This window comes from Comamonas sp. HJ-2, from assembly GCF_053615495.1.
This window is the reverse complement of sequence record NZ_JBSIFD010000033.1, coordinates 1-24,509: the sequence shown is the minus strand read 5'-3', so window position 1 is coordinate 24,509 and position 24,509 is coordinate 1. Positions and strand designations below refer to the sequence as shown.

The following is a 24,509-nucleotide window of genomic DNA, read 5'->3' as shown; positions in this document are numbered from 1 at the left end:
CTCACTGAACTATTTTGGTATTGCAGCAGTCATTCCAACGCCAGACCATGTAGACCGGATCTTGGCCAATTGAAGGAATAGTTTTGGCAATTCCCCAGGTCAGCGTCGATTCACCAACAACATGGGACGAATTTGCCTCAGGAATTGGAGCTACCAGATTGAATTTGTATTGAGTTTTGGGAAGCGTAGGAGATATATAGCCGCCACAAAGGGCATCGCTGCCCATTGTTTTCCACGACAAGCCACGGCGATGCAGAGCTGCAAGAACGCGTGTTTTTAGAAGGCTGGATTCACGGATCACCCCTCTTCCGCCATTCTGATTTCCACTCAAAGGGTACAACGCTCCCCAGGACCCGGCACACCAAAACATTTGCTTAAGTGGCCTCCCTGCTGTTGATGCAATCGCATCAGCTGAACAAGCTGCAGCTGCTATAGGATTAGCTATTGCAGCCGCTTCTGGGTTAGTAAAAAATGCTAGCTCATCGTTATTCCATGTTGGATCTAGCTCGGACATGTACATTACGTCCAGATCCATGTACCCATCAGGATTACATTTCTGGTTCACGAACAAGTCCATCATGATTAATAACGGGAATGCATAAAAATGGTAATGCATGAATGTCCCATCAGAGCCATCATGTGTGCTGTTCGAATGATTTCCCTGATTCAACCGATCAAACGGGAATCTAATTCCATTCAACACCGATGAACAACCAGGTACACGCTGGAACTCTACGAGTCGCGCAGGCTCCCACATCGAGGTTGTAATCCCTGGCCGGGGGATACCATTTGTGTCTTCGCAAGCGCACAGGGGTGATGTGACGGAATCCTCAGGAAAGCTCCCACCAGGTCCACTTATTGGAATACCTGCAACTCGTATCGGAAATATGCATGACCAACAAATATCCGTGAACAGCTTTGGCCCTATCAAGTCCGCACTATAGCAACCTACCTCTGCATTGCTGAGGCTAGACATCATCAACAGCCAAAATGCGACCACTATTCTTTTAATATGCATATGCGCTTTCTTTGACTTCTAAGTTCAGGGCTTGAATCGGCAAGGGCTTATAGTGGATATAGCCTTGCTGAAGGAAAATCTTTTTATTGAATGCAAAGCTCGCTTGGTCAAGCGTTTCAACTTTCTCTGCAATCAGTTTGATTCCAGCATCAATGAATACACTTGCCCCCTTGTCCGATATCAGTGATTCAATTCCTGCCACCTCAACTTTGCAATACAGCCATGGGAAGGATTTCAATCGAGAGAATGTTGAGTTGCAAACACCAAAGTCATCGATAGCCATCGTTATAGATTTAATGGCCATATCACTCCATCGACGCTCAAGCAGCTCATCAGGAACTTGCTCAGTGATTTCAATCGTGACTTTTAGACTCCCATCTTCAATCAATGCTTTAATTGATTCGACCCACTGATAGAAGTGGACGTCATCAAACAATGTATTTGCAGAGACATTGATAAAAATATGATCTATCTTTTTAAGAATTTCAGCCTTGTGTGAAAGCAGGTAATTAACTACCCCCCTATCGATCTTCCGCCAGTCAATTCGATTTAAATTGAGCTGCCCTGGCGCATGGAGTCTTCCGTCTGGTGTCTTCCATCTTGAAAGCACCTCAGCACACAGGCTCGATCCGTCTGAGACATTCTTGATAGGTTGAAAGACCGGCAAGAAGGTAATCATTATTGAGTCTCCACCTTCTTGAATTCTGCAACTTCAAAATTTCTGTCTGTCGCTGTTATTACGGAGGGGGTTACACGAAGATCAAACCTGTTTCTAACATCAGGAGTCAGGAGAAATATGGGCGCGCCAAGTGACTCAGTGATGTTTTTGTATGACTTCCATCCGTCTTCAATATTTATCTCAGTAGCTATGTATGAAATTGAAGATACGTTCTTCTGTTTCAATAGCTCTCTCGCCTTCACCTTCACAAATCGGTTTTGCCAGGGATCATTCGGATTGAAGACAATGACCGCTTGGGTGAAAGAACGCAATGACAAAGGATTAATCGAAGTACCAGACCTTACAATAACTTTCCCATCTGCTGATGAAATGTCCCTTGCAACAATCACAGTCGGGTCAATTGTTCTTCTAACATCCTCATTCGCCGTTGGCAATGGTAAGAACTTCTGGTTCTTCCAGAAATTCTTTATTGCATTTCTCTTTTTCTCATCCCAATCAATCGATGCGAGCCTAGCTTTAGCCACTTCGATGATGTCTGGTTCGGATATATCTCTTGTAGGCCCGTAGTTGCCTTGATCGACTTTATTATTTTCGGAAAACTTTCTCTTGAGCCAATCAACAGAGCCAATACCAGAAACTTTTGATTTAACTTTATAGTTCTTGCTTATATCCGGTTTATTTAAAAGCACCACAGTTGGAACTGCGTTGACGTTGAATTCTTGAAACAGCGTAGGATTAATGATGATGCTAGGCATCACCTTCCTGCTCGCAGCCATCGACTGGACTCTGGCGATTCCCTTGGCCAAGCTCTCGCCCGGAGCTACACCGCGCAGAACGATGACGGTATCTCGACGACCAGCGACATCATCCATCAGCTCCTTCATCGCCGCATCGCCTAGGGAGAACGATGCGAAGACAAGCGAGGTATAGCTATCTGTCTGGTCCTTTGGCTGCTGGCCAGGTGCACTGCTTTGCCCTGGCGTGCTCATCTGTATGCGCCCCTGTTCTTTCAGCTGCTCGTAGAACTGCCGAGCATCGCTGTCTGCTGCACTCATATGCTTGTTCTGCAGGGTGCTGAGATCCAGCAGTGATGCACCGCTTATCGCTTTGTCCTTGCCTCTCTGCATCATCTCGACATCCGCAGCTTTGAGGTCGGAGGCCATGGATGGGTAAGTAGCTCCTATAAGCAACAGAAGCGAAATCACCTTAGAAAATCGGATATGCGCGACCAATTATTTGCTCCTGTTTGATGGTTCCCCAGTAACGCGAATCAAAGCTGGTGTAGCTGCTTCCCATAACCCAGTATTGATCATCCATAAGCTTCTTCTTCCCCACAAAGCTCTTCTCGGTTCCTCCAATCTTCATGATCAATGGCAGGCCGCTTGCCAGTGTCCTATCGTTAACTTTCACATCCATCTGCGGATCAACCTCGACCACATCTCCTGGAATTGCGCGAAGATATTTCACCATCCAAGTTCCATCCTTAAACAACGGCTGGAGTCCGTTTGCCTTGAATGCGTATATCTTGTCTTTCTCAATATTTTGATTTTTCAGATCAATTAGATACACCGAATAGTTTGGTATACACCTATCAATTTGCGAATCAATTCCAATACGGTAGCGAGACATAAATGCACCGCCGCCTAGAAGTATAAAAAGACCTACTGATGCTAACTTAGGTAAATAGACCTTCCAAGCCTGCTTCTTGACAACAAGCTTCATTTAAATAGTTCCTGATCCACAATAATGTCTTGTGGAGCAGCCAAGACTGCCCCGGCGTCAATAACCAGATATCCGGCCTCTTTCAGCTTCAGAATTCCATTATTGGTCTGCACCATGAGCGCATCGACTTCTTGAGGCGTAGCCCCCTGCGGGTAACTAGAGGCCAATTTCGTCAGATCGACAACTGCAATATTAGGAATCTGGCTAAGCCTCTTATCAATTTTTTTATCTAGGTAGTAATATCCAGCTGCATTCATAGCAACCAGGACGACAGAGAAAATTGCGAATGTTGTTTTGGAAATCATTGACGTACCCCTTGCTGGCGTTCTCTAATTACGTGACGGATAGCCTCAGCATAGCTAAAGCCTTGATCAAAAGATCTTTTAATCTGGTTAGTATCAACCGGGTTGGTTGAATAGAGTAGCTTCTGAAAATCAGGAACAATCAAGCGCCCTACACCAATGCCCGCTTTTGTTTTCAAGAAAATCTCTGAATATACGCCTTGGACTGTGTGCACCGTTAGAAGTGTGTTATACCCACCATCTGACAATGACAGTCGCTTTGTTGCCCTAACCGATTCCACCGATTCTGCTGTTTGTCCTAGCAGGTACATACTAGAAGAGTTTTCCGCAATTGCTCGACCTACGGCATTCTCATAAAGGTCATTAATTGATTGCGTGGCAATAATCACAGAACCGCCATACTTACGGAACTTTCGGTATGCGTGCTCCATGAATACAGCAACCTCCCCCTCCTTCAACAGGTCCCAAGCCTCATCAATGATTACAACCTTCTTTCTGTTCTTTTCACCCAGGAAAACTTCGTTCTGGATCTGCTGAATAAGCTGCAGAAGGACAACCTGACGCAAATGCTTTCGTCCTTGCAAGTCGTCAAGCTCAACCACTGTTAATTGGGATTGGAACTGTGTTGCAAAGTCGCCCTTGAAATACTTACCGTAGCTACCCTTCGATGTAAATGCATACAACTGAGTCCCAATATCGCTTAATCGAGTATCACCACTCTTCAAGCATCGTTCCGCAATATCGTCGATTTGTGTCTTTTTTCCCTTTTCATGCCAAATTTCGTTAATGACACGTTTCAATGAAGCTATCTGCCACTCATCTAGGGTTCCCTTTGCAGATGCCATTGCTGCAATATTCGCATTAATTGCATCTTCATCTTCGTCAAACTCTTCAATATTTGCAAATGGGGCTAAGCAAACTTTGGAGTTTTCCCCAAAGTGCACAAACTCCCCCTTCAATGTTGCGCAGAGCTTTTCATAAGATCGCCCAGCATCAATAACCCAGACCTGCGCACCCTCAGAAAGATATGAAGTAATGAGTTCATTTACTTCAAACGACTTTCCAGAACCAGATTCAGCCGCTATGACCAAGTTTTTGTTGGTATCGCTGTCATGTAACGACTGGCTCATGATTTGCCCGTTGCGGGATATCAATGTTGCATGGAATGTCCCAGTTCCTTTCCACTCACCAAATATCGGCAACATTGGAACCACTTGCTCTGTGGACATCGTTTTGTAGCGATATAAATCAAGAATTGCCTTGCGATCAGTGCACAATGGGAGATGATTAATAAAAATTGGAAGACAAACAAATTTGTCCTCCATCATTTCAAATCGTGACTCTCGCCAGATATTTCGCGCTTTAGTCGCAGCTTCTTCGGCTCGCTCAGCTGTCGGAGCGAAGATAGCCAACGTGTATGTTGTCTTAATGGGCCTGGAGCCTTCTTTCAACGATTCATACAGAACATCGAAACTGTGCTTTTTATCGGCCAATACAGGAACAAATTTCAGCAGCGGTCCATACGCCTGGTTCACCGTGAATTGCCGCTTGCGTTCAAGTTTCGTTTTTTCCGATTCATGGTCAGGATAGAAAACATTCATACAGATGAAGTAGTTTTCCTTGACCCCTGAATCAGTACCATTCAGATCCCCGATATATGCCAGTGCATCACCAAAGAACATTTTGTCTGGTGTCTTTTTGGCTGAGAGAACTTTGACGTGATAGTCACCAATGACTAATTTGTTCTTATAGACATCTATTTGCGTATCAAAGTCCAGAAGCTGATCGCATATAGCTTTGTCCTGATCGAGATTGTCATTCTCGTGCTTCCAACTCGCATCAGTGCCCCAATTAAGGATGGTCCCCATCACACGCTTGTATTGAGCTGAAGTCATTGCATGCGGTGCAACACCTATGCTCTGAATTGAAGCTTCACATTTCGTTCGTATCTGTTTCAGTTCCAGATACTCTTTTTCAGTTGGGAAGCGACCTGAGATTGGTATCTTGAAAGATATGATCAATTTTTGATCATGTACGATCCCGTTATCATAGATACCTCGATCATTCGTGGCCGTTATTCTTTCCCGAGTATGCTTTTTTAAGAATTCAGCACGCTCTTGGATAGTCGCGGATAGAATCTCATGTCGAAATCCATCTCTCAGACCAAGAATTTTGTAGATTTCTTGGCTAATGTCAGGGGAGCGAAACGAGAAAAATTGAGCTATCGTGTTTTTGGGATAGTCCTGTGTCATGAACCCATTAACACGATCTTGTATTTTTTCATCTGCGCCATTGAGAGGCTGACAGATGAACCCAAAGCCTACTGTTTGATCATCACAGATAAATAGCTTTTGATCTTCATCATATGCGAGTACCGGAAAAAGAGTGGCGGCTCTGCATGAGGCAGGAATATATGTGTCGCCTTCAACTTTTCGAATTGTTGCCAGCATTATTTATTCCCCGCAAGCCATTCAGCCATCTTTGCAGGATAGCCTTTCGCATATCGTCCATTGGGAGCTATTACCATAGGGACACCTTCAACGCCCAAAATCTGGGCTGCAATAAGTGTCTTGTCGTACCCTTCAGTATTGCAGTTGGGGATTTGGGCTAAGCTTTGAATTGCATTAGTCGTGAAGGCTTCGAATGTTTTATTCTTATCCTTTGCACAGAATATTTGCTTGGAAAGCACGTTCGATTTATCGCCTAGTGCAGGAACAACAATAAAGCGGAACGTATAGTCTTTCAGCAATGATTTTGATTCGGTCATCAACTTGTGACACACAGCACAGTATGGGTCTACAAATACCACGACCTCATTTTTCCCTGTACCAATGCTGATTGCGTTCAAGCTTTTGGGGTCGAGGCCAAGTGCTTTGAAGTTGAGAGTTTCAGATGCGTCCCGCATCTGTTTCATAGTGCTCAGCTCTTTTTTGGACCAAAGATCAATTACTTGGCCAGTAAATACAAATCGTCCGTTATCGCTAACGAACATAATTTGCCCCTTACTTTGAATTGCCTGAAGCCCTTTAACAGGCAGCTTCACCATGTCTTCGATGTTCGCCCCACGAGCATCAGTAATTTCAAGTGGTGCTGCGTTTGCTATGGACAACGCACCAGACAGAACGGCGAGCAAGAAACTTTTTCGCATGCGAAACCCCAGTTATAGATGTTTCCAGTCTAGTTTTGAGGCTGCTAAAGTCTCTCTTCGGTGGAAGCCCATAATGGGCAACCCAAGCACTTTCACCCGATCCCTGAAAAAGAAAGAGCGCCCGTTGGGCGCTCTTTCGATGTCTTGATTTTGCCGGTTGACTTAGCAGCCGAGGCCGTTGCACATCGTGATCAGGCTTGGCACTGCTTTGTGGGCTACCGGAATGGTTGCCGACATGATGGATTCGATGATCGTTGGCGCGTTGTAGAGGCCCATGCCACCGCCAACGCCCATGGCAAAGGCCATCAAGCTCTGACGTGCAATTCCGCCGATGATGCCCACCAGGATGATTGCGCCCGCCACAATGCGACCCAGCGTACCTTGTGTCCAGTCCTTGAGGGTGTTCCATACATCGTCGAACTCGGAGCCACCGCCGCCCGCCAATGCGAAGTCAGGGGTCATCAGAACAACGATGCTTGCCAGTACCAGGCCACCAGCGATCAAATGCTTCTTTTTGACCTTTGCCACGAAATTGCTCTGGCTCAGGGCAATCAGCTTGTTGTGTGTGAGTGTGCTCATGCTTGAACTCCTATTGTTTAATTAAGTCGATTCCGTTTTTGAGAGGCGATTTCTCGCTGTTGCTGTATCTGCTCTTGGCGAATCTCCCTCTCCTCTCGCTGTCTCTCCAGGCGAGCTTCACGCTCTGCACTCATCGCGGTATTGCCGATGCCTGTCGTTGGTGCGTCCAGTGATTGAAGTGGCCTGAGCACTGGATCGGAGGCCGTCATCGGTTCACCGACCACCCAGCGCCTGGGTTCAATTTCTGTGTATATGTATCCAGTAGTGTTCAGATCTCCATTGCTGTCCTCCCATGGAGCAACCCAAATCCGCATGACTTGAGCTGGTGTTCGGATTGGGACCGGGCGATCAGGCAACCTTGGGGCCACATAGTTATCAACCACATCGTTTGGACTCGCCTGCTTAACGCCCGATTCATTGGATTTACCTACGCCGGTCTTGTGGACCATCTCAGCTTCATGCTGCTCAGCCTCCCTTCCCCTGACCATCGGGGCAGGAACTTGCCCATTGTTGGTAGCGACATAGACATCCCGAGCTGACATGCATTGCACGCCGTTCGGAAGGCCTGGACATCCGTAATCCTCTGCCCCGATATTCATCATCGAGCAGCCACTGAGCAGCACTGCTACAGCGGGAAGAATCACACGTTGAACGGATCGTAAGGACAACTTCATTTTTTGCTTCACCTCCAAATTGCCCGTTTCGGACAATTCATGTTTTGTTCTAGCGCTTGCGCTTCAGGTTGCGGATCTGCAGTCGCGCGCCGCGCGTCACAATCACATCCAATTGACGCCCAGCATCGATCTCAATGACTGGGAAAATACCTTCCGCCATTTCGATATAGAACTTGGCAATTCGATCTAATGCGCTCGATGCCCCCTTAACTGCCGCGCCTTGGAAAAGATCGGAAGACAATGGAGACTGGAATTCGGTTCGATTTGAGCCAGTCGTGTTGATGGTTGGGACTACATTAACGTCCATTGCTTTTGATGCTCCGCCTAAGAAACCAGCAATCAGGCTTTTAGCGACCATCTGTCCTTGTTTTGAAACCAATCGACCTCTTACACCAGCTTTTCCATCTTCACCAACCGCATACGAGTCAAGCCGAGCTTCAATAACTCCACCATCCTCCCTGATACAAGAGAATGTCTCACCGCGTAAATACGCACGCTCTGAGCTTAGGTCCCCATACCCAGAGAGAATCATGAAGCACTCTCTGACATCGGCGCGAAACTTGTTAGGCAGAATTGCCTCTTTCTGAATGCGTAGAGTTGATGGGAATGGATCTTTGCGCGCACCTTGACCAGTTGGAGCATCCATACCATTTATCAGCGTTCCAGTAATAATGGAACCTGCTGGCAAATACGACATGGTTTGCGACTCGTCCTCTTTGGGTTTCGACTTCGACTTTTCTTCTGCTTGAGAAATACTTACGATCCGCATTTCTTGCTGCTCTGCATTCAGACCTGCAACCTGCTTGTCGTCACTTTCACCAGTGTCTGTTCCTCCTGGATGATCGTGTTGACGAATTTTCTTGGTGTGGGGAAGAGGTGCGGATTTGAATACCGAGGCAGGGTCGTTGAAGTCCACTTTCTGATCAATATAGCTTTGCTGCACCACAGCTGGTTCCCCACCAGGCTTGCTCCCTCCAGCTTCAGCCCCCTTTCCAGCTTCATCACCTTTGGGAGGGGCAGGATTTTTCGCCTCGACCATATCAATCAAACGGTCAATATCAGCCCTCATGCGAGCGCTCTCAGCCGTATTTTCTTCCGAGGTTGAGTCAGGCTTTTGACTTACTCCCTCTTTCTTTATGCGCTCTTGCTCGCGCTCAACTCCCTTCATCCTATTTTCCAGCGCTTTCAGGGAGCCAGAAATTGAGTCGATGCCAACGTCCCGCGTGTTCTTATCAGTCAGGATGCTCTTGATGGATTCATGGCGTCCTCGTTGTTTTTTTTCTTCTGGTGGCGAGGTGGTCAGTGCCATAGCACCAAGGATGACTACACCGATTGCAGATACCGCAACCAGCCGTTTGACCTTGGGGGTCAGCTGCCCCCATTGCTGCATCAAATTCAATTCCGGCCTCCTATCAGGGATGGACGCTGAGACATCGAGCTAGGAGCATGCCCTTGCTTCACTGCCACATAGACCTCTGTGCGCTGTCCTGGCTCCAGCACCTTCAGTGGCCAGCTGGTGATGGCTGCTGTATTCCAGTTTGCACACTGAGATTCACGAAACTCAACCAGATCCTGGCTGTCGTTACGCGCTACGCCGACATAAACATTCAGGTTATGGCCAGCCATGTACTGGCCTGCTGCGAAATCAACCGACAGCCCAGGGATAGAACACTTAGGTGCCTTTGCTGCGAGTTCGCGCGGTGTCGCTGTCATCGTGAACCCTTGAGGGATTTCATTCAGCGCGAGTTTTCTGAACAGCGTTCTGATAGTTTCGATGTAAGGCTGGCTAGTTTCCCAAGCCTCAGCTTTGGCATTTGCACTAGCCCGGACCCCACCCATACCACCAGCAAATGAGCCATCAAGCTTAACGAATACTTCGCGCGGTGGAATTTTGCGTGGAATCATCGTCAAACTTAGTGCTTGCGATTCACTCCCCTTCTCGGTGATGAACATCGTCACAGGGCTTTCTTTAAGAGTGGCGATATAAATTACGTTGTCCTTAATACAGACTTCACCGCATTTATCTTTCTCACCCCCTCCACCACCGGAACTAAGAGTCGTAGAGGTGATATCGGGTGTACTAAATGGAGTCACAATACGATTTGGATGCCCAATAGCAATTGGAATGATCTGGTTCACCCCTGGCTTCATCGTTATATGTGAACTACTGTTGATATTCCCTGAGAAATTTCCAGAGTCCACACCTGCTTCAGCACCTTGGCCCCTGGCCTTCTGATTGTTAGCCACAGCAGATCGACTTCCTATCGGAGCCGGAACGTTGTCACGCATGACTCCAGCAGGCACCACAGGGATATCATCCATGGCCGGTGTTTTATCTTGTGCATGCACATGACCAGCAATTGCAAGGCTCACGGCCAGCAGGTATTTAGAATTCGCTTTCATCACTCGAATTTCTTTGCATATCATCTTCGTTCTGCTCCTGGATTCTTTTCTCTTTTTCCTCGCGCATCTCTCTTTGTTCTTCTTTGCGCTTCAGATTCGCTTCAATGGTTTTTGTGCGCGGCCGACCGGCGTATGTATCGATGTAGTCAATTTGAGGTGCATACTTGGCAATCTTTATGCGGAATTCATACGTTCTGTCAGTACGCGACTCTTTAGAGCTTGCTCCCTTGGCAAACGAATACCCATAAACAAACACCTTATCCGTTCCCATTTCATATTCAACATGACGCGGTTCAAAACGGAGTGAAACTCGGTCATCTTTGATTTGCCGAGACTGCACCTCAAGAATTTCAATGATTTGAGAGTAAATTTTTGGAGCGAAAAATGGTGTTGTCCGTGTCTTAACAAAGTCCACTGTTGCGGGTGTTACGTTGCCGAACAACTGTGCAAATGCCAATGCCCAAGACTCTTTATATGATCGTGATGCAGATTTCTCACCCAGCCAAGCGTCTTCAGTTAATGTGAATGGGACTATTTCAACAATGGTTTCTTTGGTGAGGACTTTTACGACCAATAAAGCATTGATCGCAATAAGACCCCCCATAAAAACTCGACCCCAATGGATCTCAGTCTGCATCCACGCATACTTCTTCAGGTAATTATTGATGTTCATGCCACGAACGTCCTGATGAATGGGTTGACCATCGAGCGTCCTTTGGAGAAGGCTGCACCAGTCCAATAGAGCATGTGCAACAAATAGCCATCAGGATTGCTGTCCTTGAATCGACGGTAGAGGTTTGTGACAAGCATCCCGGCCAGCACGCAAAGCAGAGCTTTGCCGACCACAACACCCACAACAAGCCCTAGCAGCATGGGAGCTAATTCATCGGCGCTCCAGAGCATCAGATGTGGCGGCTCATCGATACGACGAGGGATTTCAATCAACTTCATGCGAACTTTCTCCTTGACTCGAATTCTTCAGAGTTCAAAGGAAAAACGTGCATGACCAAACGCCCATAGAGGGCAACTCCAGCACTATCGGGCGCTGTAAGAAGCATCGGCTGGCAATCTATCTTTTTCGCATGCGAAAAAGTCTTTCCTTGCCTCAGCCAAAAAAGAAGGGCACCCCAAATGGATGCCCTTCTTATACGCGGTTGGATGCTGTTGCTATCAAATTCGCTTCTGGACGTTACCCATGGCCAGACCTATCAAGACGATAGTGCCCATCAGCGCCACAGGGATGATGATCGGGTTCAACGCGATGGGAGCCATAAACGCTGCTAACAGACCGAACACCAAGTAGCTCGCTCCGCGAACTGCATATCGATGCATGACTGGGCTTGAGTAGTCAAAGTTGGTCCGTTTGATTTTCCAGGTCATCAACCCATCGTAGCTCGCCGGAATGAACAAGATCAACATGTAAGGCAACCAGGCCATGAGAAGTGCAAGTCGTGAAAAGAACTGGTATGCGGCATTCATGAATGCATTCAGTCGTCCTTCAACCCAGGCGAACCAATCCTGCCCCATCTTCTCCATTCCACGAGAGCGTTTTTTCTCAGTTTCAGTAGGAATAAGCGTATTCAGCGCACCCTCATAAAACCCGGAATCGAGTATTGCGTAGTTATACCAGCCATTTGCCCTCTTCTTCACCCACTCTCTAGTGTCCTCGCCTAGTGTTTGCTCTACATATTTCTGTTCAATATGTATTTGCTTTTTGGTCCAATCACCTGGAATCAAAAGCAAAATTACTGTTGCTTCAAGGAGAAGCAGAATCACCACCACAAACCACGGTTTGTTCATAATTTACTCTCCGCAATACTTTTTTGATTCTTTCATTGGTGATGTAATCATAGACATACCTTCTACTAATTAAATCATCATCCAAAGTAAAGTCACTGCTCTCATGAATCGTTATCCTTGGCTTATTTACCATTACCCAGTCAGCAAATGGAATTCCTTGAGAGACATCCCAAGAGCTTCCATTGCTTGAACAGACTTTCACTCGAAGCGCCAGTACTGTTTCATCAATCAAACACTTAAGAAACATTCCAAGGCGTATTGGATCTAGTATTTTTTTCCCGTTGTTTTCAATCAAGAGAACCGCGTACTGCTCCAAAGCTTCTTCAATAATAGTCTGTATTACAGGTTTCTTATCGGCTTGGATTCCTGCAGTTACATACCTTGTTAACTTCTGAAGTACCAATTCAACATCAGGCCAATCAAACTGCAAAACACTTAGTAATTCATTACTTTTCTTACTATTTGCCTTGATTTTTTCAACCATAGTAAAAGGCAAAGTCGTGTCAATCATTGAAATGACCTCATAGTTCCGATACTTTTCAGAATTGTTTTTTTTCATATCCTCTTATGAAGTCAATATCGGCAACCTCCCCTTTACCACACGCCCGCCTGAAATCTTCCCTATGAACTCCAGGTTCGGCAGCATCCCCAGCAGCTGAGACGGAAAAAGCTCTGCTTCTTCCTCCATCAGGCGCTCCCCCTGGTTGCCACCATGCATGATTGGTTGATCGCCGTCTGTGTTGTGTCCTTGGTTGCGCATGACGTACTTCACGCGCGTCATAGGTAAATTTTCCGCTATGTACTTTTGCGACTCAGTGTCTGTGACGCGAAGAGCAAAAATATTGTTGATATTACCTAGAACTTGTAGCGCCTTCTCTTGACTGCCCAAGCGTGTTGTGAAATCTGCAATCGTTTGTGTCGCAACAAACAATCGCATCTTTGCTCCCCGCCCTTTGTTGAGCAGCTGAATAGTTGGATCATTGAGGACTTCAGCAGCTTCATCGATAAAAATATTGACTGGTCGGTTATCGACGCCGTAGTTGTAGCGATCACCCGCCACCGCTGTCAGGTCCGACAAGTAAATTGATCCGATTGCACTGCCCACCATGCTGTCTGTGAGCGAGTCCAGGCCGATGTAGGCAACCATGCCGTTGTTGATGATCTTCGCGTTATCAGTTATGGGCCTCTCGTCGCTCAGGTCGTTTGGATCTGGCGAGAGCAGTGCCCCGATATCACCGGAAGTCAGCATGTTCATGATGGGCAAGAGGTTCGACACCATCTTGCCGAAGTGGGTGGCGTCATGCTGATACATGTTCAGCAGCCCCTCCAGCTCGGAGCTTGGGAAAGTAGGCTGTATTTCCGCCAGATAGAACTTCATCAGAGCCACAGCCTGTTTGTCGAGACTGGCGTTCTTGACCTTTTCCAAGTACGGTGCGGCCTTCTCTTCCCAATGTGGGTCAACCTTCTCAGAATAGGTCTTAACAGCCTTTACAACCAGGCCTTCAGCACCGCCTTCAAGGTAGCGGCGCAGCTTGATCAAGTTGGGACGCTCGTGGCAGATCAGCAGGCCTTGAACGATATTGTTCAAGGCCTGCCAGCCGAACGACTTGAAGGGATCAGCGCCAGCTTCGCTCGGGATGAGCGCCGCCAGACGGGAAGCAATCTCTGTCCCGCGTGTGAAATTGCGAAGCGGGTCTATTCGCACGGACTCTTCCGGGAAGGCAGGATGGAACTGTATGAAGCGCTCCGGGGTGCCCATCGCTTCACAAGTACGCCGCGCGTTGTCGCGCATCTCCTTATCCCCCTTGGGATCAATGATGATGACCACCTCATTGCGCATGATGGCCTGGGCAATATTCACATCGAATGCGCGCGTTTTGCCACTACCCGTTGTCCCGACCCAAAGTGAGTGCCCTTCTACATGCTTCAAGGGCTGATACAGATCCACCTCATTCGGTTCCACCCCATGAATCCAGGGTTGACCCATCTCCAGTTCTTTGGAAGCTTTGAGGTTCAGCCTCAGCAGCAGCGTTTCGAGCAATGACTTCTGGTTGGTGATGGAAGACCAGTCTCTGCGCAGGATCTCAAAAACGCGCTGTGCGTGGCGGTTTTCCCAGATGAAGCCTTTGCCGAGCCACAGCTCATCCTTGTGTTTGCTGATCATCTTTTGCACCTCTGAAATCTTGATGAATTCCAGTGGTCTGCCCTTAAGGTGCTCTTGCAGCTTGTGAAGCTTGTAGGCCTTCGGAAGTCTGGCCATGGCCATAGTCGCACCTATACCAGCCATCCAGTAGAAAGGCTGCGGGGGCATCTCTGTGACCTGCTGCACACACATTGCTCCAAAGGTGGCCAGCCCCCACCCCATGACCGCGCGCTTTTCATAGTTTGGCCGCCAGGGCATCTCATAGGCCAAAGCATCGTATTCAATTGCCATCTCTATTTCTCCGAATAAATTAATTGGTTTTCGCGGACCTTGAAGCCAAAGCTGCTCATCTTGAAGTGCACCGTCATCAACTCCACGCCTATCAAGTCGTTGGTCATCAGCTGAAGGGTGCGCTTGTCCACCAAAAGCTTTTCTCCCTCACGAATAGGCGCCGATGCAAGCCACGGTCCATTGCCCGCCTTAATCATTTCGATCAACCGTTGGAATGCGCGCTCGATGGGATCGACGCGCACCTCTATCACTTCGCCTGTATCGGGCTTCGCCGCGTTCTGCTTGTCCTTCTTGCCCTTTGGACGAGCTTGTGAATCGGCCCTCTCTTCCGCTCCAGCAGCTGGGCTGGATGACACCTTGGAAATCTCGTGTTCAATGGCCAGGGCTACTGACGGCTGACTTTCAGTACGCTTTTCATGGGCCGGGATAAATAGTGGAGATTGACGCGGAGCTGCAGCCTCTGCGATGCCCAGGCCTGGATCTGTCCCTCGGCCTTTGGGCTTGTCATCACGCAAGGCTGTCTTGGTGCGCTTCTGGCGAACAGGCATCTTGAAGCCCGTGTTCAAGACTGCTTCCGCCAATGCAGCTCCACGCAGCTTGTCCATTGGAGTAGGTTCGCTCGGTGTGACCTCAATGAATTGCACTGGAGCCATCATTGCCAGCTGACAGATTCCAGCTTCTTCCTGCTCTCCTGCTTGAGCGAGCGCCACCCGTATCGCTTCAGATATAGGCTCGCAAAGCACAATGCCCATGTAGCCGTCAAAGTCCCAGACATAGCGGCCTGGAGTTGCTGGATTGATGGAAATTGCTTGTTGCTGGGCCAGTATCTTGATTACCTCAGAGGCATCGCCGCCAATCTTCCTTGCTCCCTCTGGGTAATAGATCGCCGCCTGCTGACCATGCATGAACAAAAGTTCCCCAAGGGTCATATCGCGCAGCAATACCGGCATCACGGCAGCCATGATCAATGCCTGCACTTGAGATCCGTATTGAGCCAGTACCTCAGCCAAGCCTCTTGAGAGATCGACAGGGCCAGCTCCTGGCTCCGACTGCGTGCTTATGGGTTCCTCTGAAAGGACAGGCTCGACCACATCGTTGGCCAGACGCATATGCTCAGGCAAAGGGTCAAATCCCAAACCGATATTGAGATCAATCAGCTCTTGGAGAGGGTTGTATTCAGATGAGGGAGGCAAGACGTGCGATGTCTCTGGCATTGAGTCGGGCGCGGTAGCACTTTCCACCGCAGGAGGTCGAGCTGCTGCATGGACGGCAGCGGGGGGGGGTGCAGATGGAGGCATTGCAGCCTTATGCACTCCATCCTTGCCACTGCCCTTCGACTGTTCCACTGTTTCTAGAGCAGCTGCTGGTCGTCCCCCCTTTGCAGCCTCAGGCTTTGGTCTATCAGCCCTATTTGCTTTGATTTTTGTAGCGCTCTTACCCGTCGCCTGCCCTGCACTTTGAGGCATCGAAGATGGAGTATGCGACTCTGTTGCGCTCGGATAATTTGCTGTCAGTACTGCCAGAAAATCATTGGCAGGACCTACAGTTGCAGGAGCATCCACGTCCGGTTTTGAGCCTGTTGCCTGCGCCAGCATCTGCATAGGAGAGACTTCTACCGAACTCACATGGTCATGTTCCGTTTTTGGCGGTGCAGGTGATTCAGCTACAGATGAGTTTGGAGGCGTTGGCAGCGGATCAGGCTTATGTTGCGCTGCAGCTGCTGGCACTGGGGAGGGGACAGGTGCAAACATGTCCAATCCCATCATGCCTATCCCGGCCAAGGCGGACATGGCATCCTGCTCGGCCTTGAGCACTTCAGCACTGACGCCGATTCCATCTTCATCTACGCCAGCAACCGAGGGCGACTGAATCAAGCCGGGTATCAGCGCCAGCATGTTTGAGTTCGACTCAGAAGGCGGCTGAACAGCAGGCGCACCTTGCGCGCTTACATTAGCTCCTGTGCTTTGAGCAACTGGTGCAGATGATGAAGTGTGGGCTGCGGTCTGTCCTGCCGTTTGAATCGGTATTTGTGCGGGTGCTGGTGCTGTTGATGCCGCAGCCGACTGCGCCGATTCATCTGGCGGAAAGCGCATATCCTTCCAGTCATTTTCGGTGCTGCTACCTGGTGCAACGGCTGGAGCATTCAGATCTGTCAGTTGCACGTTGAGAGCGACCTCTTCTGCCGCTGCTTCGCCTGTAACTACCCCTTCGACCGCTGGAGGTGGCTCGGTTGTGAAAACCAAATCAGGAGATTCCAGCCGAAGCATCAGGAGAGGTTTCTCCAACCCCTGGGCCTTCACCAAATCGGGCATGACCTCCCAGTAGCGGTATGTGGCCATATTTCCGTTTTCGGAAACAATGTTCGATACAGCGAAACCACGTTCAACCAGGATATCGGCCAAGGTGTCGGCATCGCGCGGAACGCCCGGTATCCTGTCCTTCTCAACCAGATCCGTGATGTCCTGGGCGGGCTTCCAGACGATGAATACGCCCTGCTTCAAGTGCCAAACTTTCGCGCCCAGCTCGTTCACTTTCCAAGTGCCCTGCTTTACCAATCGGCGTATTGCATCGAACACATATCGCTCGACAGGCACGCCATATGAGAACTCATCGACATTCAGGCGCGACTGCTTCAGGTCACGGGCCACACTCTCCCGGTCAGCCATCAGCATCAGCTTTGTCACAGGCTGATTAACCCCAGTACCTGAGATGGCCTCAAGCATCGCCTCCATGATCTTGGGGCCGCTTTCGCTCAGGAAGCCGCGTGTCTGGTCAGGAAGAATGCGATCTACTGTCAGCAACGAGAACGACTCATGACGCTTATGCCTTTTGTCGCGCCAGCGAATGAAATAGCGGTCCACGTTGTTCTTGCGTGCCCACTCATAGAGCGAGTCCCCATAGGGGTTCCAGACGATCTTTCCGTTGCGGTCGGTGATCGACACATCGGACAACGGCTTGCCAACGTCATGCAGCAATCCAGAAAAGCAGCTGGCCAGCCTCCATCTTGGCTCGTTGTCGCGGCGCTCACGCGGTGTGCCCTCGGTCGAAAAGATAACCCCCTCAGAGGCTTGCGCTGACCAGAACGCCACTTCAAGGCCGTGACGAAACAGCCCTCCGGCCCCACGGTGATGGTGTGCCTCTGATGCGGGTAGCAGATGGACAAAAGACGCATAGCGCTCGATGACCGGGACAACCAGGCGATGAAAGTCTTCTTTTTTGAACCCCAGCGCCATGCGAATGCGCTCTACCAATTCAGCTTGGGTAGCCATGACCCGATCCACAGGCGCGACGGGCATGCCCTTGGCGAAAGGGGGATACCTTGGAATGTCCTCTTCATCGATGTCCAAGATCCTGCCGCTTCCACTGGAGCGCACATTCGATGGCGCACGAGGGGACACAAATATCCCCTTGAGCGTTTTCAAAAATGGAGCGAGTAAATCTGGAGGCATGGACTGTGCTTTAAAACAATCCGCCGATGCTCCCCCAAAAGCCTTCCAAGACAAGATTACGGAGTGGCCCATTACGGGCAAATCGCGCATCAAGGTATCTGGGGACTGACTTCTAGAATTTTTTATCTGATTTCAAAGGAGTCAAGGCGCTATGCGTCCATACCTATCACTGCTTCTTGCTGCAGGCGTTTTATCTGGCTGCGCGGCTTTCCAATCCAAGCCCCCGGAACCTGTTGTCATCAAAGAAGACGACAAGCCCCAGCGCACGCACCGCCACCTGACAGTGGCCTGGGACAATATTGGCCGTGGTGGAGCCGCGCTACACCAACCAGGCTTTGTCGATGTGCTTAGCAATGAGGACTCACAGACGCAAAGCTATACACCCGCCAAATCCCCGGCCCTCGCGCCAAAGCCCTCCCCAAAAGCGACACCAGCGATCATCGGCCCAAGCATTGACGAGATGCGCGCCCTCCTGAGCAGGTCTGCAGCCAAGCCAGCCCCCACCACGAACAAAACCAGCTATGCCATTTATGAAATGCGCCGCTGGGAGCGCTATTGCAACGCTGGCCAGGGCATGACCGAACAAGATTGGAAGTTCGTCACGCAAGCCAAGGGGGAAGTTCCAGCCGAAGCGATGAGCAGCTGCAGTCGGCCTAACCACAACTATCAGGGTTACAAGGACGCCTGGAAGGCATTTTGTTCTGGCACAACGATTTCAGAATCCCAGCAGGACATTGTTCGCAACTCCACTCGCCCAGCCAGCATCAAGAGCTGCAAGGGCTAGCTCTAAGAGGCTGCAATGTACTTCCAGAACAATCCACGCGATCTGCAACTGCACGACCGCTTCTGCGGACACAACCCAGTCGAGGTCTGGCGCAATCGCCCCTTGAAACACAAGCTCAAACATAGATTCAATGTTTGCGCTGCTTTCGTCTTAGGCGAGGTCAGCATTCATTCGTTTTGGCTAGGGATACGACATCCTGAGTACATGGTTGCGCTGGCCTTGCGCAGACACGTAGCGAACATCAGCCGAGGCATGATTTTCGTATGCCCCGAAGCATTGGCCATGGTGGAAGAAATGCACCGCCCAAGCACAGCCAACGAGCAAGAGCGCTCTCAACTCATCGGGCGAGCGTGAATCATGGATTTGTATATCTGCGAGAAGCCAGCCCAAGGCAAAGACCTTGCAGGAGTGCTGGGCGTGCGCCAGTACAACGATGGCTACATCACAGGCGGCGATATCGCCGTCACCTGGGGCTTTGGCCACCTGTATGAGCAGTTGATGCCAGAGGACTACGACCCACGATATGAAGGCTATGAGTCCTGGAGTGACCTGAGCCTGCTTCCGTTTGTGCCTTCGTCATGGGGCTACAAAATGAAGGAAAAAACGGCCAAGCAGACAAAGACCGTGTTGGGTTTGATACAGAAAGCTTCGACCGTATACATCTCTACGGACTTCGACCGTGAAGGTGAGGCCATTGGCAGAATCTTGTTGGCCCAGGCCAACTACAAAGGTCCAATAAAGCGGGTGTGTCTTACCGCTTTGGATAACCAGAGCATTAAGAAGGCGCTGGCCAATGTCAAAGACGGCAGTGAAACCCTTCCGCTCTTTCATGCGGCATTGGCCCGAAGCCGCGCAGATTTCCTTGTCGGGATGAACCTGACTCGCCTGTACACCGCATTGGCAAGATCCATTGGCTTCCGCGAGATATTGAACATTGGTCGCGTGCTCACAGCAACGGTCAATCTGGTGTGTGAACGCGAGCGCGCCATCGCAAGCTTCCAACCTACCCCCTTCTGGACCATTCAAGCCCAGGTCAACACGACCAAGGGGAGCTTCAAGGCCAGCTGGAAACCTCCGCAGACTCACGCGGATGCCAACGGCAGATGCAATCAAGGGGACTTTGCCCGTGGCGCGGCACAGGCATGCAACGGTGCTGCTGCTCAGATTGTTCGCTCGGAACAAAAGCCAGAGTCGGAGACTGCCCCCCTGCTGTTCGATCTCACATCGCTACAGCAGTACGCGAACAAGCGCTGGGGCTACACCGCCGATGAGGTGCTGGCTATCGGACAGGCACTATACGAAAAGCACAAGCTACTGACCTACCCGCGATCTGACAGCCGGTATCTGCCTCAGGACCAGCAGGGAGATGTGCCCGATGTACTAAGCGCCATGGTCAAAACTGACCCAAGCATCGCAGGCCTTGTGCAACTGGTCGATCCCGAGCGCAAATGCCGTGTGTTCAACGACTCTAAGGTTACGTCACACCACGGCATCATTCCCACCTTTCAAGCCGGTTCAATCGACAGCCTGAATGAACAAGAGCGCAATATCTATGACATCGTGCGCCGTTACTACCTGGCGCAGTTTCTACCTGCACATGAGTACCTGCGTTCGGAAATCACAGTCCAATGCGGCCCTCATCTTTTCCTGGCCACTGGGAATGTGACAACCAGCCCTGGCTGGAAATCGGCCTTCGGCAGTGACATCGACATCGACCCCCCAGACGAAGAAGTTGCAGATGAACAAGAAGGCACCGGTTCTGCTGCGCTTCCGGCAGTGGTTACGGGTGATGCCTGCATCCTGGCCAAGACCGAGCTGGGCGAAAAAGTGACGCGCCCGCTGCCCTATTTCACCGAAGCCGCATTGCTTGGCGCGATGGAGAACATTGCGCGCTTCGAAACCAACGAGCAGTTGCGGAAGGTCCTCAACGAGAAATCAGGCATTGGCACCCCTGCCACCCGCGCAGGAATGATTGAGGGTGCAGTGGTGCGCAAATTTTTCGTTCGTAAGAAACGCGCTATACGCGCGACGGACAAGGCCCATGCGCTCATGGCCATCCTCCCACCGGCAATCAAACAGCCGTCGATGACCGCCTTGTGGGAGCAAGACTTGGACCGTATTGAGGACGGGACGATTCCTGTGGCCGCGTTTGAAGCCAAGATTACAAACTGGGTCTGCTCGATGGTCAACCAGCTCAAGGCTGCTGCTCCAGTCCTGTCACAAGCGGACGGACCGATGGCCAAAGCCTTTGAAGCCGCCATGCCCCAGAAGCACGAATGCGTTTTCGGCTGTGGCGGCCAGATGATGCGCTTCAAAGGTTCCAACGGGATGTTCTGGGGTTGTCAGAACGCCGAATGTAAGAAGACCTGCAGCGACAGTCGCGGCAAGCCGCAAAAGCCGCTTGCCAGCGATGAAGACGCACCCGACTGTCCAACCTGCGGCGGTCCTACCAAGCTGCGCAAAGGTAAGCCTAAGGACGGGAAGCGCGCTCAGAATTTCTGGGGGTGCTGCGACTATCCGAACTGCAAAGGGATTCTGCCCTTCGTCAAGCCCAAGCCTGGTGCCAAGGGAAAGCTAAGGATCTTCAATAGCTAAGGCTCTTCTAGGCAAGTTTTCACACATCGACAACGCAGATCCAGGCGGACTTGCATTTTTCCCATGCGCTTTAACTTGTTGTGAAGCTCCAGCTTCACGGCCCCTCCCTCAGCTCCATTGAAGAAACTGCATTCACCTCGAAGAAGGAAATTAATGTCAGCACGTTCAGTCGCTCTCAAATCCAGCGTTGATATCTGTCCCTGTCCTGCATGTGGCAACCGAACGCACTTCAACCTGCACTCCGAGCGCGGAGGCGAGGATTTCTGCGCAGTCTGGTTGAGCTGCATCTGTGGCCTAGAGCCGCCCAGCACCTTTCGAGCTGAGGACATCTGGGGAGGACTCAGTGTGCCAATGCTGGTCACAGCTATCGATCAATGGAATAGCTGGCAGCGCGCTCCTCTCCCTGGCCAAGGGACTGATCTCGATATGGAGCTTGTCCAAGAATGACCTATTTGCAACGTTTCAAGCCTACAGATGATGACTTCGAGGCCTGCACACATGTGGTCAATGACCGGCCGATCATCGGCGTGAATGCCAAGAACAACAAAGCCAGAGTTCTGGCAATTACTGGAAGCCAGGGTGCTGCAGATGAGCACGAGAGCATCGGGAATGCCTTTCTCTTCGCGGAAGCGGGCACGGTGTTTCATCAGTGCGGCAAATCACCACGCGCAATGCTTGAGGATTACACCGCAATGCTGGCTCTGTTTGACGTTATGCATGCGATAGCCCAGGCCTTGCCTGCGGATGCGCGCGAGCGCGCCGAATCGCTCGTTGGAGTGCTTGAAAAAGGCCACCCGCTACTACCCCGCCCGAATGTAAAAAAAGCTGCTACAGCCCTTTCTGTGCATTCTGGCTTTGCACCAATCTCCGTCACAGCCGAAAGCGCTACATGAATTTCCACCGAGTCATCAACATGACAGTTCTCATCGCGTCAGTACTGCTGCTCGCATGTGCCGCAGTCGCCTTTTACGGCGCAACAAACAGCGCGGATGCGTCAAGTGCCCGCGCCCAGGTGCTTGCCGGAGTTTCGTCGATTGTTGCCCTGGTGCTGACATTCATCGCCAAGTTCCAGGCCAACAAGATCCTCAAGCTCAAAGTCGCCATCGCTTCATTGCATGTTGAAAAGGCAATTCTTGTGTCGGGCGTCAAACGCTGATTCTTTTGGAAATTTGAACTCTCAATGCTGCTGCATCTCATCCCACGCTTGTACGCCTTCCGCTCAATTGAAGACGAATGCTCGTTGATCGATTTTGAATGTCCGACGCTCGGCATATTCCTTCGAAATGGACATGAGCTGGTGGCAAGGCGTCCGTACCCCAACAAGAACTACCTGGTCGGTTGCCGTAAGGTCGGTCAAAAAGCCATCAACGGACTCTTGATAGAGTCTCCCACTCGCATCAACCAGCTCACGACCATCACACGCTGGGCAGTAGGCGCGGAGCGCGTTGTAAGCCATAAGGTCCAGTACGTGATCTTGGATTCAGAGATGGATGCGATAACTGAGAGCATGGTCCTATGGCACTCAATGTCTCCCAGACTTGGCGGATTTGGAAACCGTTGGCCATCATCTGCACAAAATTGGACACCAGCATCAGCTCAACCGCGCATGGAGTTGTTGCCTCGCTACCGGGACGGGAACATTCAGGATAGTTTGGATGAGGCTGGCCGCATCACAGAGCGTTCTGAGATCTTCCATCTCCACACAGTAGAACGTGAGCGTGTTTTATTCAGAAGTGAGACAGATCTGTACAGCAGAAATCCAACTGCAGAAATGGCATTTACTGCTCCTGCATGAGCTTGTCGCTTGGGCACCCGTCATGCGCAAAAAAGGCCTGCAGCTCCCGATGAGCGCAGGCCTTTGTCATTGGCAGCTACTGAGCGTTACTGCAGCGCGGCTGGCTGCGAACGCCCGCCTGCATCATCGATGCCGATCAGCTGGACATTAGGCTTTTTTGCATCGCCAATGCGGTTCAGCGTCAGGCGATCACCTGTAACCGCTTTCACCTCTCCGTCTACCGTCCATTCGTAGGATCTCATGCGGCCATCTTCATCTTTGCAGGATGCATAGAAGAGCCAGGAGCCGACTGTTTCTCGCTGAGTGAGCGTGCATGTTGGCGGTGTGTTTTCTTTCACACTGATCCGTACCTTTGCCTCAGCTTCCTCACCCATTTTGCTGCGGATGCTGAACGCAACATCGTGATTACCGGCATTGAGAGTGATTCGGCCATAGTGACCAGCGACATCCAGCTTTTCACCATTCACGGTGAACGAGCGTGTGTCGATGCGATCAAGCGGATGGCCACCAGTCACATATGGTCGTAGCAAGACATCCAGGGGAGCGCGGTTGATTGCATTCGACCCAGAGTACTGAAGATCCACCTTGTAAGGGGCAGATTCAGCAATAGCCAAATCTTGCTTGATTACAGTCTCATGGCCACGGGCATCTTTCACGACAACGCCAATTTCATACACACCGTCTTCAAGGATCTTGAAGGTGCGTTGTGTCGCCTTGCTAGAGTCCGTAACGACTGCTTTCACAGGAAGAGTCCAGCTATAGGTAGGCTCTTCAAGGTTGCCACTGAATGCGATAGGCCGGATCTTGACCGTCACCTCTGAAGGTGCAACCTTTGCGGTTCTCTTGATCTCCAAGCCAAAGGTTGGCCACACATACTCCCAAACCTTTGTCTTGAAAACGTAGGTGGACTCAGCCCCATCTTCACGGAAACCTTGTGCCCATGCCGTGTAGGTCACGTTAATCGTTTGCGCCGCAAGATCCTCATCACTGGGGGTGTATTGGATGGATGTGCCCTTCTGAACAGTTCCATTCGGTAGAGTGAACTCGCCAGGCGTTGTTGCACAAATGCCGGTCGCAGCTGAGGTAGGCTCGGGAGATGAGAGAGACGAGCTGGGGTCGGGTTAAGT

The 24,509-nt window shown here is 50.4% G+C and carries 24 protein-coding genes; 6 read left to right on the top strand and 18 right to left on the bottom strand.

Annotation, left to right across the window (positions count from 1 at the left end; genetic code table 11):
* Position 1: 1 nt before the first annotated feature.
* The 17 genes from ACWGXF_RS21740 to mobH form a co-directional block, all read right to left on the bottom strand.
* Positions 2–976, bottom strand: coding sequence for a TraU family protein (locus ACWGXF_RS21740; protein WP_452102490.1), 975 nt, complete (start codon positions 974–976; stop codon positions 2–4).
* 31 nt (positions 977–1,007) lie between these two features.
* Positions 1,008–1,697, bottom strand: a complete 690-nt coding sequence (locus ACWGXF_RS21735; RefSeq protein WP_046461898.1) for an EAL domain-containing protein — start codon at positions 1,695–1,697, stop codon at positions 1,008–1,010.
* The gene (locus tag ACWGXF_RS21730) at positions 1,697–2,860 is read right to left on the bottom strand and encodes a TrbC family F-type conjugative pilus assembly protein (RefSeq protein ID WP_052951091.1); all 1,164 of its coding nucleotides are present in this window, start codon (positions 2,858–2,860) and stop codon (positions 1,697–1,699) included. The genes ACWGXF_RS21735 and ACWGXF_RS21730 overlap by 1 nt, the downstream gene beginning before the upstream one ends.
* A gap of 43 nt (positions 2,861–2,903) precedes the next feature.
* The gene (locus tag ACWGXF_RS21725; RefSeq protein WP_046461896.1) at positions 2,904–3,419 is read right to left on the bottom strand and encodes a S26 family signal peptidase; all 516 of its coding nucleotides are present in this window, start codon (positions 3,417–3,419) and stop codon (positions 2,904–2,906) included.
* A complete protein-coding gene (locus ACWGXF_RS21720; RefSeq protein WP_034394022.1) occupies positions 3,416–3,724 on the bottom strand; it encodes a hypothetical protein in 309 nt (102 codons plus the stop codon). The genes ACWGXF_RS21725 and ACWGXF_RS21720 overlap by 4 nt, the downstream gene beginning before the upstream one ends.
* Positions 3,721–6,171, bottom strand: coding sequence for a type IV secretion system protein TraC (traC, locus tag ACWGXF_RS21715; RefSeq protein WP_452102487.1), 2,451 nt, complete (start codon positions 6,169–6,171; stop codon positions 3,721–3,723). The genes ACWGXF_RS21720 and traC overlap by 4 nt, the downstream gene beginning before the upstream one ends.
* The gene (locus ACWGXF_RS21710; protein WP_452102486.1) at positions 6,171–6,854 is read right to left on the bottom strand and encodes a DsbC family protein; all 684 of its coding nucleotides are present in this window, start codon (positions 6,852–6,854) and stop codon (positions 6,171–6,173) included. Before ACWGXF_RS21710 ends, traC begins: the two co-directional genes overlap by 1 nt.
* Positions 6,855–7,031: 177 nt before the next feature.
* Positions 7,032–7,448 carry a TraA family conjugative transfer protein gene (traA, locus tag ACWGXF_RS21705; protein ID WP_046461893.1) on the bottom strand — a complete coding sequence of 139 codons (417 nt, stop codon included), beginning with the start codon at positions 7,446–7,448 and terminating at the stop codon, positions 7,032–7,034.
* Positions 7,449–7,465: 17 nt separating this feature from the next.
* The gene (gene traV, locus ACWGXF_RS21700) at positions 7,466–8,122 is read right to left on the bottom strand and encodes a type IV conjugative transfer system lipoprotein TraV (RefSeq protein WP_080944491.1); all 657 of its coding nucleotides are present in this window, start codon (positions 8,120–8,122) and stop codon (positions 7,466–7,468) included.
* A 49-nt stretch (positions 8,123–8,171) separates the two neighbouring features.
* Entirely contained in the window at positions 8,172–9,512 is a 1,341-nt protein-coding gene (locus ACWGXF_RS21695; protein ID WP_034394017.1) for a TraB/VirB10 family protein, read from the bottom strand.
* 5 nt (positions 9,513–9,517) lie between these two features.
* Positions 9,518–10,525: a TraK domain-containing protein gene (locus ACWGXF_RS21690; RefSeq protein WP_046461892.1), complete on the bottom strand. Its 1,008-nt coding sequence runs from the start codon at positions 10,523–10,525 to the stop codon at positions 9,518–9,520.
* The gene (locus ACWGXF_RS21685; RefSeq protein ID WP_046461891.1) at positions 10,509–11,198 is read right to left on the bottom strand and encodes a TraE/TraK family type IV conjugative transfer system protein; all 690 of its coding nucleotides are present in this window, start codon (positions 11,196–11,198) and stop codon (positions 10,509–10,511) included. The genes ACWGXF_RS21690 and ACWGXF_RS21685 overlap by 17 nt, the downstream gene beginning before the upstream one ends.
* Complete coding sequence (gene traL, locus ACWGXF_RS21680; protein WP_034367684.1) at positions 11,195–11,476, bottom strand: type IV conjugative transfer system protein TraL; 282 nt, start codon at positions 11,474–11,476, stop codon at positions 11,195–11,197. The genes ACWGXF_RS21685 and traL overlap by 4 nt, the downstream gene beginning before the upstream one ends.
* A gap of 219 nt (positions 11,477–11,695) precedes the next feature.
* A complete protein-coding gene (locus ACWGXF_RS21675; protein WP_034394014.1) occupies positions 11,696–12,325 on the bottom strand; it encodes a DUF4400 domain-containing protein in 630 nt (209 codons plus the stop codon).
* On the bottom strand, positions 12,282–12,884 hold the full coding sequence (locus ACWGXF_RS21670) for a hypothetical protein (protein ID WP_131667130.1): 603 nt from the start codon (positions 12,882–12,884) through the stop codon (positions 12,282–12,284). The genes ACWGXF_RS21675 and ACWGXF_RS21670 overlap by 44 nt, the downstream gene beginning before the upstream one ends.
* 6 nt (positions 12,885–12,890) lie before the next feature.
* Entirely contained in the window at positions 12,891–14,759 is a 1,869-nt protein-coding gene (gene traD, locus ACWGXF_RS21665) for a conjugative transfer system coupling protein TraD (RefSeq protein WP_034367679.1), read from the bottom strand.
* A gap of 2 nt (positions 14,760–14,761) precedes the next feature.
* Complete coding sequence (gene mobH, locus ACWGXF_RS21660) at positions 14,762–18,298, bottom strand: MobH family relaxase (RefSeq protein WP_263282103.1); 3,537 nt, start codon at positions 18,296–18,298, stop codon at positions 14,762–14,764.
* A 61-nt stretch (positions 18,299–18,359) separates the two neighbouring features.
* Here mobH and ACWGXF_RS21655 point away from each other — a divergent pair, with 61 nt between their 5' ends.
* The 6 genes from ACWGXF_RS21655 (at position 18,360) to ACWGXF_RS21630 (ending at position 23,382) form a co-directional block, all read left to right on the top strand.
* Entirely contained in the window at positions 18,360–18,992 is a 633-nt protein-coding gene (locus ACWGXF_RS21655; protein ID WP_046461890.1) for a hypothetical protein, read from the top strand.
* A gap of 15 nt (positions 18,993–19,007) precedes the next feature.
* Complete coding sequence (locus tag ACWGXF_RS21650) at positions 19,008–19,346, top strand: hypothetical protein (RefSeq protein WP_034394005.1); 339 nt, start codon at positions 19,008–19,010, stop codon at positions 19,344–19,346.
* Between the two features lie 3 nt (positions 19,347–19,349).
* The gene (locus ACWGXF_RS21645; protein WP_046461889.1) at positions 19,350–21,587 is read left to right on the top strand and encodes a DNA topoisomerase 3; all 2,238 of its coding nucleotides are present in this window, start codon (positions 19,350–19,352) and stop codon (positions 21,585–21,587) included.
* Positions 21,588–22,030: 443 nt separating this feature from the next.
* Entirely contained in the window at positions 22,031–22,480 is a 450-nt protein-coding gene (locus ACWGXF_RS21640; RefSeq protein ID WP_046461888.1) for a hypothetical protein, read from the top strand.
* 20 nt (positions 22,481–22,500) lie between these two features.
* Positions 22,501–22,743: a hypothetical protein gene (locus ACWGXF_RS21635; protein WP_131667129.1), complete on the top strand. Its 243-nt coding sequence runs from the start codon at positions 22,501–22,503 to the stop codon at positions 22,741–22,743.
* Between the two features lie 24 nt (positions 22,744–22,767).
* Positions 22,768–23,382, top strand: coding sequence for a DUF6012 family protein (locus ACWGXF_RS21630; protein ID WP_046461886.1), 615 nt, complete (start codon positions 22,768–22,770; stop codon positions 23,380–23,382).
* A gap of 86 nt (positions 23,383–23,468) precedes the next feature.
* Here the strand turns inward: ACWGXF_RS21630 and ACWGXF_RS21625 are convergent, their stop codons facing one another.
* Complete coding sequence (locus ACWGXF_RS21625) at positions 23,469–24,338, bottom strand: hypothetical protein (RefSeq protein ID WP_452102485.1); 870 nt, start codon at positions 24,336–24,338, stop codon at positions 23,469–23,471.
* Positions 24,339–24,509: the final 171 nt, after the last annotated feature.

What these genes read in the sequence shown, in the direction of transcription:
- traL (WP_034367684.1), bottom strand. Translation starts at nt 11,476, where the DNA reads ATGAAGTTGATTGAAATCCCTCGTCGTATCGATGAGCCGCCACATCTG.
- traC (WP_452102487.1), bottom strand. Translation starts at nt 6,171, where the DNA reads ATGCTGGCAACAATTCGAAAAGTTGAAGGCGACACATATATTCCTGCC.
- ACWGXF_RS21685 (WP_046461891.1), bottom strand. Translation starts at nt 11,198, where the DNA reads ATGAACATCAATAATTACCTGAAGAAGTATGCGTGGATGCAGACTGAG.
- ACWGXF_RS21730 (WP_052951091.1), bottom strand. Translation starts at nt 2,860, where the DNA reads ATGGCCTCCGACCTCAAAGCTGCGGATGTCGAGATGATGCAGAGAGGC.
- ACWGXF_RS21695 (WP_034394017.1), bottom strand. Translation starts at nt 9,512, where the DNA reads ATGCAGCAATGGGGGCAGCTGACCCCCAAGGTCAAACGGCTGGTTGCG.
- ACWGXF_RS21675 (WP_034394014.1), bottom strand. Translation starts at nt 12,325, where the DNA reads ATGAACAAACCGTGGTTTGTGGTGGTGATTCTGCTTCTCCTTGAAGCA.
- traA (WP_046461893.1), bottom strand. Translation starts at nt 7,448, where the DNA reads ATGAGCACACTCACACACAACAAGCTGATTGCCCTGAGCCAGAGCAAT.
- ACWGXF_RS21725 (WP_046461896.1), bottom strand. Translation starts at nt 3,419, where the DNA reads ATGAAGCTTGTTGTCAAGAAGCAGGCTTGGAAGGTCTATTTACCTAAG.
- ACWGXF_RS21670 (WP_131667130.1), bottom strand. Translation starts at nt 12,884, where the DNA reads ATGAAAAAAAACAATTCTGAAAAGTATCGGAACTATGAGGTCATTTCA.
- ACWGXF_RS21645 (WP_046461889.1), top strand. Translation starts at nt 19,350, where the DNA reads ATGGATTTGTATATCTGCGAGAAGCCAGCCCAAGGCAAAGACCTTGCA.
- ACWGXF_RS21640 (WP_046461888.1), top strand. Translation starts at nt 22,031, where the DNA reads ATGACCTATTTGCAACGTTTCAAGCCTACAGATGATGACTTCGAGGCC.
- ACWGXF_RS21635 (WP_131667129.1), top strand. Translation starts at nt 22,501, where the DNA reads ATGACAGTTCTCATCGCGTCAGTACTGCTGCTCGCATGTGCCGCAGTC.
- ACWGXF_RS21735 (WP_046461898.1), bottom strand. Translation starts at nt 1,697, where the DNA reads ATGATTACCTTCTTGCCGGTCTTTCAACCTATCAAGAATGTCTCAGAC.
- ACWGXF_RS21720 (WP_034394022.1), bottom strand. Translation starts at nt 3,724, where the DNA reads ATGATTTCCAAAACAACATTCGCAATTTTCTCTGTCGTCCTGGTTGCT.
- ACWGXF_RS21650 (WP_034394005.1), top strand. Translation starts at nt 19,008, where the DNA reads ATGTACTTCCAGAACAATCCACGCGATCTGCAACTGCACGACCGCTTC.
- ACWGXF_RS21630 (WP_046461886.1), top strand. Translation starts at nt 22,768, where the DNA reads ATGCTGCTGCATCTCATCCCACGCTTGTACGCCTTCCGCTCAATTGAA.
- mobH (WP_263282103.1), bottom strand. Translation starts at nt 18,298, where the DNA reads ATGCGCGATTTGCCCGTAATGGGCCACTCCGTAATCTTGTCTTGGAAG.
- traD (WP_034367679.1), bottom strand. Translation starts at nt 14,759, where the DNA reads ATGGCAATTGAATACGATGCTTTGGCCTATGAGATGCCCTGGCGGCCA.
- traV (WP_080944491.1), bottom strand. Translation starts at nt 8,122, where the DNA reads ATGAAGTTGTCCTTACGATCCGTTCAACGTGTGATTCTTCCCGCTGTA.
- ACWGXF_RS21740 (WP_452102490.1), bottom strand. Translation starts at nt 976, where the DNA reads ATGTCTAGCCTCAGCAATGCAGAGGTAGGTTGCTATAGTGCGGACTTG.
- ACWGXF_RS21655 (WP_046461890.1), top strand. Translation starts at nt 18,360, where the DNA reads ATGCGTCCATACCTATCACTGCTTCTTGCTGCAGGCGTTTTATCTGGC.
- ACWGXF_RS21690 (WP_046461892.1), bottom strand. Translation starts at nt 10,525, where the DNA reads ATGAAAGCGAATTCTAAATACCTGCTGGCCGTGAGCCTTGCAATTGCT.